The following is an 11,389-nucleotide window of genomic DNA, read 5'->3' on the forward strand; positions in this document are numbered from 1 at the left end:
CCAATGTCAAGATTTAGTCACGGATTTAATAAAATTAAGTCGCAATAAACTCCAGTATTATCAACGAGGTTTCAGGGTTATGGAGCTTATTTTATCTGTATCCTAGCCTTTTTTGTCGCCCCGTCAGGATCATTCTGCTTGTTGCTGTTGTAGTAAATACACCAGCAATTTTTATGAGTTCAAAATTTATTAAACCCAGCAGAACGACGATAAAGTAACCAGATAAACAACGGTGAACCCAGCAAGGCAGTGACGGAACCTACTGGTAGTTCTACTGCTCCTAGTCTAGAGAGTAAATCTGCAAAAGTGAGTAACCATGCACCTGCAAGGGCGGAAAGTGGTAAAACAAAGCGATGATCTGTACCAACGATCAGGCGGACACCGTGAGGGACAACAAGACCAACGAATCCAATCAAGCCACTGATGCTGACTGCACCTGCGGCTAATAGAGTGGCAATACCACCAATTAACAGGCGCGATCGCGTCAACGAAATCCCTAAACTTACAGCCAAATCATCTCCTAAAGCCAGCACGTTTACCGATCGCGCCAGCAAGCATCCTCCGATCAATGCAACGATGATATAAGGGCCAGCTGTAGCAATTTCTTGCCAACCCCGTCCATTGAGGCTACCAACCAGCCAACTGAGTGCAATTTGAATTTGACCGTCTTCAGCTAACAACAGTAATGTCGTTTGTACAGCACCAAATAAAGAACTGATCGCCACTCCGCCTAAAATCAACCGTTCAACAGAAATACCCGACCCTGCACGACCGAGCAAAATAACGATCGCTGAAGTCAAAATTGCTCCTATCCATGCTGCTAGAGGAATTGCGATCGGGAATATGTGCCAGACGATCATCAGAATCACAATTAATCCTGCACCTGCTGAAATTCCCAAAATAAATGGATCGGCAAGACTATTGCGTAACATTCCTTGCAGCAATGCTCCTGACATTCCCAAGGCTGCACCGACAATCAGAGCAGCAGTAATGCGTGGGAGGCGCAAATCCCAGAGAATTGTCTGTTTAATCGGATCGCCTTTGCGGAGAATGGCTTGCCAAAATTCCGACATATTCAAAGGTACTGCTCCTTGAGAAAGTGACAGCGCTAGTGTGATCACCAATGCTGTACCAAGGAGTAAAACAGCCCACAATACGCGGTGTTCTGTAAAAATTGTTTGAAAGCTAAAACGTTTGGTCATTTTGGAATCAAGCAATCATTTTCTCTAAAGCGATTTGCAAATCTTTTGTCAAATCACTCACAGCTTGTCTAGAGGCTTGGCGATCGCTCTGACAGTTTTGAGAGCGTTCTGTAACTGAAATTGGTTCCCCCACGGTTATTTGTGCCTGTCGCAAACCTAACCGAGGTCGCCCCGGAAGTGTTGTATCCTGAATTCTAGAAAGCATATCGAATACAAGCAAAGCTGTTTCTGCAAACCGTTCTGCCGTCGGTTGTTCTTGAATATAAGTAGCTGTGACTGCAACAAAACTTTCCACTATCCGCATGTGCCGCATTCGCAAATCTGCTTCCTCAGCAATCCAGTCTGCTAAACCGCGTTTGAAGGGTGCTAAAGCATTGATATCTGGCAAATCTTCTCGGTAAATGTAACTCCAGCCAGCTTCTTCTAAGCGACGACAACGGTCAATAAAATTACCTTGCCCTTGAACTTCAAAATATTGCTCGCTAACTTGTAAAGCCTTATTCAGTAAGCGATGGAGTCGGGCAATTAATACCTGATTAGGATTAGCAGATTCATCAGTTGAGATAGTTTTGGGAATATCTTGATGATAGAAGCGACGATAAAACTCTTCCATTTCGGTAATCAGATATTCAGCCAATCTCCAGAGGCGTTGATAGTAAATTTCTTCGCGATTACCCGAATCAATTTCCGAAACTTTCAAGCCACTATCAGCTTCCAACTGACTCAATAGCCAATCGAGTTTAGACCAAGGTGGCTCAACGTAACTATATTGGATAGCGATCGGTACAACGATCACAGTCTCAGAACGATTGGCTTTTTGTAAATCTTCTACACACCAAAACGCCATTTGAGCAACACCAGGTTCCAAGGGGCTAACAATACCGCTATGACCATTAGTACCGCCTTCTGGTGCTACTGCGATCGGTAGTTCGCCATTAGCAAACAACTCCCGTGCATTTTGGATTGCTTGCCGATCTAGTCGCCTACCGCGACGAACTGGCACACCCCCCAGCCGAGAGAACAGCCAACCTAGCCACTTTCCAGCCCAAACTGTCATACCCCGGTCATAAAGAAAATAACTGTGAACTAGGGATGGTAATGTAATACCTTTTTGACGAGCAACTTGTGGCACAATGTGAGAAAGCAAATACAGCATACAGAGGGGATCTTCCACCTCTGGGTGGCGAAATGCCAGCAAAAAGCGAATTTTTCCAGCCTGGAATTGTTGATAGAGTTCAGCTAATACTTCAACATTCTTGGCTTCAACGTTGACAATCCCAGCCGGTAGCCAAGGGCGAGTGCGAAACCGTAGTGCGATCGGCAATAACCACCGAACAATCTGAAGTACCAGCCGATTCAATCGTTGGGGAATAAATTTCAGTGGTGGTTGAGTAGACTGAATCGATCTAGGCAAGTCGCTCTCCCGATTGTGTTTCTAGCGATTAGACCTCTTGCAAAAGTGTTTTTTACAAGAGGGGGAAAAGGGTAAAGGTTAAAGGGAAAGGGGACAATACAGAACCTTTCCCCTTTCCCCCTTTCCCTTTTCCCGACTTATACAAGAAATCTATTGTACAACGTGGGTCTTGGTTTTGCTTAAACCCGTAGGTTCTTGTCGTCAAAACATTTCAATCACCACGTTTCGCTCTCTTGGTTACTCAAGACCCTAAGTATCGAATCAAAATTTAGTTGGGATGTTTAGGAAAATTTCGGAATAAATAAACAAACACAGCTAAATTCAACACAAAAACCAGCGTTTTTATCCAAGATATTCCCCGAAACAATTCATAAATTTCTGGTGGAATACTGATACCGACAAGTACCAATACCAACACATGTGCCCAACGCTTCTCATACCATAAACCAACGGCTTCAATAGCAGTAACAATAGCATAGATTCCGGTTCCAATACCGCTAAAGGCTAAAGTTCTAGGATTTAAGTTGACAACTTTCTTTAAAAGCCAATCAATAATTATCGATTTACCTTCTAAAACATAATTATCTGAAAATGCCTCTAAAATTTGATAATTTTTTAATGTCAATAATAAAGCGATCGAAGTAACCATAAGCAGCAAGGCGGCAAATGATTTGTAGAGAACAATTGCCACTAATCCCAATGGACGTTTTTCCAAACAACCCCCTAAGTATATAAAATCAAACTTTGATTAACTAGCTCTAGATGATGCTAACTCAAACGCTTATTGTAGCAATAGTTGCTCGCCCCAACTTTCCACTTTTGCCAACGGTAATTAACTTCCTGATCCAGGGATTCTTCTAACTAAGTACGGCTTTGAATCGTGGCAATTAGATGCAATAAGCTAATCGTCCTTTAAATTGCACTATTTTCATATAGGAATCCGCTTTATTTTTGTTCGCGTAGCGTGGCGTAGCCATACTGATTTACGCTGTCAGGCAATAGGCAATAGGCAATAGGCAATAGGAAAGAAGGTTTCTTAGTTCTACTGAGTTTTTTCAGAAATCAAATATGAGTCCTATAGTAATAAAAGCTGCAAACCCTCTCCCTTGCTCCCCTTGTACTGAGCGCAGTCGAAGTATGCGCCCTGCCCCCCTGCGGTCTCAATGCTTAACAGCTTACTTCTCTCTTTCCTAACCCCTTGCTTTTCAGGGAAAATAACCCCATTCCTTTATCAGTAATGGGGTTTCAATTGACATTGTATGTGCGTAGGGTAGCAATAACCGCAAGCATCGCAAATTTCAATCAAACATCTCCAATGGAGGTTAGCGGACTCGAACCGCTGACATCCTGCTTGCAAAGCAGGCGCTCTACCAACTGAGCTAAACCCCCATAAAATTAAAATAAATAGTAGGTAACTTTGATTGTCATTGTTATTGTAACTTATATTGTTCTATTACCAAAGGGATGAAGCCAGAAAATATCCAAGTTGTTGCAGCACTGTATAAATTTGTCAAACTGCCCGATTTTGCCGAGAAACGAGATCCTCTGCTGTCTTACTGCCAAGCCCAAGGTGTCAAAGGGACAATTTTGCTAGCGCAAGAAGGGATTAACGGTACAATTGCTGGTTCGCGTCAAGCTATTGACTCAGTTCTCTGGTTTCTGCGTTCTGACCCCCGTCTAGCAGACCTAGAATCAAAAGAGTCCTACACCGAAACCCCGCCCTTTGAGCGGATGAAGGTGCGGTTAAAGGCAGAAATTGTCACTTTGGGGTTGCCGGAAATTGACCCAAATGAGCAAGTTGGCATTTATGTCAATCCCCAAGAATGGAATGATTTAATTTCCAATCCAGAAGTAACCGTAATTGATACCCGCAATGATTATGAGGTAAATATCGGTACTTTCCAAGGAGCGGAAAATCCCCAAACTGAATCATTCAGGGAATTTCCCGATTATGTGCGCCATCACCTCGACCCGACTAAACACAAAAAGGTTGCTCTGTTTTGTACAGGCGGCATTCGCTGTGAAAAAGCCTCATCCTTTATGCTTGCCCAAGGTTTTGCAGAAGTCTATCATCTCAAAGGTGGCATTCTTAAGTATCTGCAGGAAGTTCCAGCACAAGAAAGTTTATGGCAAGGAGAATGTTTTGTTTTTGATGAGCGGGTAGCCGTTAGTCATGGGTTGGAGGAGGGAAGTTATGAATTGTGCCTCTGTTGTGGACGTCCGATTTCTGAAGAAGATAAAGTGTCTCCCAAATATGAGCAAGGTATCTCCTGTCCCTATTGTTTCGATAGCCTCACCGAAGAGAAAAGAGTGCGTCAGCAAGAGAAATGGCGGCACTATCAAACCCAAATTGGTAAGAAAAATCAGGATTTGAGTTAAAGAATTCAGAATTCTGAAGCTTCAGTCAGGGATAATTCGGAATTTAAGGGCAAGATGACTGTAAATGTAGTACCGACTCCAACTTGACTTGTGACACTGATTTGACCCTTGTGAGCATCGACGCACCTTTTAACGATTACTAACCCTAATCCAGTACCTTTAATCGATTGAACATTTGAGGCTCGGTAGAATGATTCAAAAAGTCGAGCTTGGTCTGCTTCGGGAATGCCAATACCTTGATCTTGAATATAAAAAATTGCTACTTTCTCAATCGGGTTGCAGATTAAATCAAACTCAATCTTTCCACCTCTGGGAGAATATTTAACTGCGTTTGAGAGAAGATTTCCAAATAGGTAATGTAATAGTCCTTCATCCATTACAGCAGATGTATCTTCACTATGACAGGTAAAAACAATTTCACACACGCTGCTTTTAACAATGGAAAAATCTTCGATTAGCTCTCGACAAAATTTGTCTAAGTTAAGGGCAGTAGGGTTATATATGAGTTTTTCTGCTTCTGCTCGACCCATAAATAGCACCTCTTCCATGAGTTTTTCCATAGATTGCACAGCAGCTTGAATTCGCTTTAAATAGATGTTTCTTTTTGCATCTGTCAAATTTGCTCCTTGCATTTCTATGAGTTCTACTGCGGTTTGAACAACAGTTAGGGGATTACGAAACTCATGAGATACAGTAGAGATAAATAGGGACTTGAGACGGTTAAGTTCTTGCTCCTTCTCTAATGCTTTCTCTAGCAATTGTGTTTGCCGTCGTTCGCTAAGATCCCAGAAAACAACTACTACACCATTTATCTGGTTGGTTCGTAGCTTCAGTGGTGAAGCACTATCACCAATTGGAACTCTTTTACCGTTTTTTGTAATCAGAGATGTGAATTCCCCTAAATAAACAACCTGTTGCTCCCGCAGCACTTTTGTCACAGGGTTTTCTAATGTAGTTTCTGTAACTTCATCGACAATATGAAAAATTTTCGTCGCCTCATTGCCTAAAGCATCTTTTTGCTGCCAGCCAGTTAGTGCCTCAGCCGCAGGATTCATAAATGTCACTTTTCCATGTTCATCTGCGGCGATTACAGCATCACTCATGGAGTTTAAAAGGGTTGCTAACTGATCTCGATTCTCCCGTAGTTCACGTTCTAACTGGTGTTTTAACAGACCAATCTCGATCGCTATTCTTAAATCTTTTGTAGTAAATGGTTTAACGATATATCCGAAAGGTTGGGTAATTTTCGCTCTTGCTAAAGTATGCTCATCGCCATAAGCGGTTAAATAAATTATCGGTACATCTAACTGCTCACGAATCTGGTTGGCAGTAGCAATACCGTCCATTTCACCTTTAAGAATAATATCCATCAATACTAGCTCTGGGCGAGTTTCCGATGCTTTGGCAATGGCAACTTTTCCAGATGATGCTGTACCTGTAACAATGTATCCTAGTTGACTGAGTTGGCTAGCAATAGTTCTAGCCACAATCACTTCATCTTCAACGACTAAAATCCTAGCTTGACCCATTTGATATTTACTAATGCAAACTTAAGTGCGTGAATTGAATTTTGAATATTGTTCCATGATTGCGTTCTAGAATAATGTTGCCTTCTAGTTGTTCTGTAACCAAGTCATGTACTAGTGATAGACCCAAAGAATCAGTATTTCTCCAATCTAAATTATCTGGTAAACCAATCCCATTGTCTCGAATAGTCATTTCGACAATATTGCCAGCATTACGTAAAGCAATACTGATTGTGCCTAATTGTTCGTTGGGAAAAGCGTGCTTGAGAGCATTGGAGATTAATTCGTTAATTACCAATCCACAAGCAATAGCTTGATCGACATTCAAATTCAATGGATCTATATCAGTTTCTAAAGAAATTTTATTAGGCCATATTTGATAGGAAATTAGCAAACTTGCAGCCAAATTATTGATGTAATCAGCAACATCAATTTGTCCAATATTGGCGGAAGTATACAAATTTTTATGAATTAGAGATATTGACTCAATTCGGTTTTGACTTTCTCGCAGAACTTTGATTACTTCCGGATCTTTGAGTGTTTGAGACTGAAGTTGTAATAAACTGGAGACAATTTGCAAATTATTTTTAACTCGATGATGAACTTCCTTTAAGAGAACCTCTTTTTCAGCTAAGGCACTTTTTAACTTGACTTGAGCTTTTTGTCTTTGAACAAGTTCAGTTTGAACTTGCTCTAGAATGCTGGATTGTTGAATTGCGATCGCTAATTGGACTGTCAGCTGATCGAGCAAATCTAATTGATTTTCTTCCCAGTCACGAAAATTAGAGCATTGGTGAGCAATCAGTAAACCCCAAAGGTGAGAGCCAGGGTTTTGAGAGCTTACTTCTAGTAAAATGGGCACAACTAAGTTGGCTTTCACTTCAAACTGTTCTAACAAGCTAATATGGCAATCAGTTAGTCCAGCTTCATAAATATTAGCGATCGCTCGTTTACGTCCTTGATAATACTCCATTCCTGTACTTGTTTGAAAACAAGTATCATGAATTTCTACGCCCAAAGAAACTCTCCATCCAGGTTCCACCGATTCTGCCCTAATTGTGCCGATCATCTCTGAGTCAAACTGATAAACTATAACTCGATCAACCCCAAGTAAATCTCGCACTTCTTGAACTGTTGCATTCAGAATATCTTGGAGATTCAAAGATTGGCGAATCCGTTGAGCAACGGTTCGCATCAATTGCTCACGTTCGGCTTGGGCTTTTAAAGCTAGTTCAGTTTGCTTACGTTCTGTAATGTCTTGTCCAATACCGATAATTTGACCATTTGAAAGGTAAACATTAGTCCAAGACGTATCCAGTATACGACCATCACGTATATGAGTTTTAAAGTCAGCCCAATTACGTTGTGCTGACTGAATAAAATTAATTACATCCTGTCGAGATTCATGATTAGGATATAACACTTCCAAGACATCATGAGTTTGGAAATCTTCAAATTTCCAACCTAGAACATTTTCCCATTCTTTGTTTACCCACTGGAGTTTGCAATTAGGACTAATCAGGGCAATCATCAACGGTATATTATCAAAAATAATCCGCAAAAACTCATTTTTCTCTTGGAGTTTTGTTTCGGCGTTTTTCCGAGCATTGATATCATTAAAGACTGTGAAAATTGCTAATTCATTATTAAAAATTAAATATTGTAAGGAAGCGATCGCCCAGAAATATGTTCCATCTGCTCTTTTTAGTTGGAGTTCATAATTATGAATAAAACCTTGTTGCTCAAGGATTTTAAGCAGCGTTTCTAAATCTGCAAAATTATAATATAGTTCTAAAATTTTTTTGCGATTAACTAAATAGTCTGGAGAAAACCGAAATGTTTGAAGCAACTGTGTATTAGCGTATAAAATCAACCCATCAGACACACGCGAAATAATGAATGGAACAGGAATGGCTTCAGAAATGACTCGAAATCTAGCTTCGCTTTCTTGAAGAGTTTTTTCTATTTGTTTGTGTTCTGTAATATCTCGTATATTAACCAACCGAGCGTTATAACTACCATAGTCTATTGTTTGTATAAAAATTTCAACCTCAATAATCTGCCCGTCTTTTCGCCGATGTCGCCATTGTTCAGTAAAATGTAAGTTAGGGTAATTTTGTCCTAAATATTCCAGTAAAATAGGCACATCTTCTGAAGGGCAAATGTCAGTTATTTGCATTTGCAAGAACTCTTCTCGTGAGTAGCCGTAGTGGATAACAGCAGCATCATTTACATCTAAAAATTGCAGATTATTTTGGTCATATACCCACATTGGATTGGGATTTCTAGAGAAAAGGATATTAAAACTATTTTGGCTTTCATTCTCAGGAAATAGCATTATTAGGTGTCTGAAAAAATTTTTGTAAAATATCAAATTTAATTAAATCGAAAAAATCATTAATTTTCTGTAAAATCTGCGAAATTAAAATCGCGTTTTTCTTAAAGCTTGTAATGCAAGATTGAGAAAAAACGCCGAATTGAGAATTCAAAATCAATTATTTGAATATTCACAATACACTGAAATAAACCAATGTTTTTACTTGACAAAATTGTTAAAACATTTATTTTTCGTAGGAATAATTTTCTCTATTTGAATTGGTATTTGGAGTTGCTTAAGGGTGAGTTTCAAAAAAATAATATTCACCATCAGTATTATTAGCAAACTATGGGCAGTTTTTGCAACCTCATCGATAGATAAGTTTAATAAGGGAGTTCATTCATCAAGAAGTCATAAAACAACCCAGCAAAACATGGGAACGCAAAGACTATAACTCCTAACTGGAGTTTACAGGGGATAATTTACTACAATAAAGTTTCAAAATGTATTGTCCCAGATGAAACTACATTGAACTCCAAAACCAGGTTGACAATTTTTTGTCAGGGTAAAGATTGATGGCAAAAATGAAATAATAATCATGGTATTGTACAATTTCTTAGGTAAAAATATTGACAGTGTAGATTTACCTTCAAAAATTTAGGTAAAAAAACGGCAAAAAGCGCATCCTTCTAGGGAAAAGCAAGCTACGTGTGGCTTCTCATAGAGAAGAACGCCAATAATTTTTGTGACTTTGTATTATTTGCGATCGCCTGCGCTACGTTTTATCTTGGTCGTCCCAATGTAGTAATATATAAAACAGCTTCATCAGTAGGAATACCCAAAACTTCATTTACTTGATCGTCAAAGAATCCACCGATACCACTGACGCCTACATTCAGGTGCATTGCGGCTAAATTCAGGCGCTGTCCCAAATGACCAGCATCCATGTGTAAGTAACGATAAACGCGATCGCCATATTGTGCGATCGCAGCTTTCAAATCGGCTGTATGAAATAACACTGCTGCCGCATCCCGCCCTAATTCTTGTCCTAAGCAGAGAAAATGTAACTCTCGCCGAAAGTTTTTAAACCGAATTTGGCGTAATTCTTGGGCTTTGGGTGCGTAATAGTAACAACCTGCTTCTAGTCCTTTGACTCCGCAAACCGCAATGAATGTTTCGATTAAATTTAAATCAAAGTAGTCTGGAGAAATATCTAAACTTTGGTCGATATAATTTTGCGGCTGGTAAGTAAAATCGAGTAAACTTTTCAATTCATCAAAGCTTAAATCATCACCATTGTAAGCGCGGGTAGAGCGTCGCTTATACATAGTGCTTTCCAGTTCTGATAGTTTTTGTCCCCAGTCTATAGGTGCGGTGGTAGTGGGAATTTTTAAACAGAAAGGAAAATTGTATTTATCCTCCAAAGATTTTTCTTGTTTAATAGTTGGTAGATTGAGATTGCCAGTTACACCTGATTGAATTTGGGTGTGTCGATGGAAATATGTTAGTAGTTCGCCATCGGGGATTTGAGGATAACTGGTTTCAGTAGCCGAAGGTAAAGCAGTACATCCCAATGGCAAATTTTGATTGACATCTAACAAGTCTGCCAGAGGTAAGACAGCGATCGCACCTTCTTGTTGCGGATCGACATAAAGCAGATCGTTAACCGATTCATCCACAAAGCCACCGATTAAATGAGGGCGATAATCAGTAATCGCACCAGCCAACTCGATATTACCTAACAGGTGTCCCGTATCTAGAAAAATCCGGCGATAAGCCCGATCTTCATAGCGCCACGCAGAACGATAGAATACCGCAGTCACAATAATTGCCAATTGGGTATTTTCTAAAGAAGGATGCCAGAAACAAGCTGTTTGAAGAGTTTGCCAAACATCACTTTCCCAATAATGCATGAGAGAATGAGTTCGACACTGGTAGTTATACAAACCAGGTGGCAATAACGACGTACCACGGGAAACCACATACACCTCAGCAGGATATAAACCGCCTGCACTGGGAGCAGCGCGTAAATATACCGCACTACCCATAGAAGGCATTCTCGCCGTCAATCCATAACTGCGAAACAACAGCCGCGAGAGTCTTTGCCACCATTGAGCATCTGGATTATTAGCAAATCCCTCTGATTTTTCTTGGATATAGGGTTTGAGATCAAAAGTAGAGCCAATTTTGTACTCCTTAAAGGGCACTGGCTGTTTATTCCAGTCTAAGCGCTGACTTTTGGAGGCGAGAGTCTCAGGGTTGTATTTAGTCCGTTCGTGATAATGCTGGGCAATTGATTGGTGTAATTCTGGCATAGTACTTTTAATATCCTTGGGGCATCCTTTTCTTGATCTTGGCATTCATTAGCCTCATTATTTCGTGTCAATTGGTACAATCCTCAGAGTCATAAAGTGGTATTTGGTAACAATTGAATTGGGGATTGAGGATTGGGCATGGGGTAAGGGGAAAAGGGTAAGGGGTAAGGGGAAAGATTAAATTTATTCCTTTTCCCTTTAACCTGGTTGGTGAGCTTGCCGAACCATAACCTTTT

7 protein-coding genes and 1 tRNA gene are annotated in these 11,389 nt (G+C 40.2%); 1 reads left to right on the plus strand and 7 read right to left on the minus strand.

The genetic code is table 11. The features are described 5' to 3' along the window. Positions 1-179: 179 nt before the first annotated feature. From RMX98_RS35465 to RMX98_RS35480, 4 genes are all read right to left on the minus strand, one after another. Complete coding sequence (locus RMX98_RS35465) at positions 180-1,202, minus strand: iron ABC transporter permease (protein WP_322678923.1); 1,023 nt, start codon at positions 1,200-1,202, stop codon at positions 180-182. A gap of 7 nt (positions 1,203-1,209) precedes the next feature. Beyond that, positions 1,210-2,616 (minus strand): 1-acyl-sn-glycerol-3-phosphate acyltransferase, encoded by a 1,407-nt coding sequence (locus RMX98_RS35470; protein ID WP_322678922.1) that lies wholly within the window; start codon positions 2,614-2,616, stop codon positions 1,210-1,212. 268 nt (positions 2,617-2,884) lie between these two features. Beyond that, on the minus strand, positions 2,885-3,331 hold the full coding sequence (locus RMX98_RS35475; protein WP_322678921.1) for a DUF2127 domain-containing protein: 447 nt from the start codon (positions 3,329-3,331) through the stop codon (positions 2,885-2,887). A gap of 601 nt (positions 3,332-3,932) precedes the next feature. Then, positions 3,933-4,005, minus strand: a tRNA-Ala gene (locus RMX98_RS35480). Between the two features lie 75 nt (positions 4,006-4,080). On the opposite strand from RMX98_RS35480, the gene RMX98_RS35485 reads away from it, so the two are divergent. Further along, positions 4,081-4,995 (plus strand): rhodanese-related sulfurtransferase, encoded by a 915-nt coding sequence (locus RMX98_RS35485; RefSeq protein ID WP_322678920.1) that lies wholly within the window; start codon positions 4,081-4,083, stop codon positions 4,993-4,995. 5 nt (positions 4,996-5,000) lie between these two features. On the opposite strand, the gene RMX98_RS35490 is transcribed toward RMX98_RS35485, so the two are convergent. From RMX98_RS35490 to RMX98_RS35500, 3 genes are all read right to left on the minus strand, one after another. After that, positions 5,001-6,524 carry an ATP-binding protein gene (locus RMX98_RS35490; protein WP_322678919.1) on the minus strand — a complete coding sequence of 508 codons (1,524 nt, stop codon included), beginning with the start codon at positions 6,522-6,524 and terminating at the stop codon, positions 5,001-5,003. A gap of 10 nt (positions 6,525-6,534) precedes the next feature. Further along, positions 6,535-8,859, minus strand: a complete 2,325-nt coding sequence (locus RMX98_RS35495; protein ID WP_322678918.1) for a PAS domain S-box protein — start codon at positions 8,857-8,859, stop codon at positions 6,535-6,537. A 761-nt stretch (positions 8,860-9,620) separates the two neighbouring features. Next, positions 9,621-11,153, minus strand: a complete 1,533-nt coding sequence (locus RMX98_RS35500) for a SagB/ThcOx family dehydrogenase (RefSeq protein WP_322678917.1) — start codon at positions 11,151-11,153, stop codon at positions 9,621-9,623. Positions 11,154-11,389: the final 236 nt, after the last annotated feature.

Origin of the sequence: Nostoc sp. DedQUE02, from assembly GCF_034531035.1 — a bacterium.
Lineage (GTDB): Bacteria > Cyanobacteriota > Cyanobacteriia > Cyanobacteriales > Nostocaceae > Nostoc.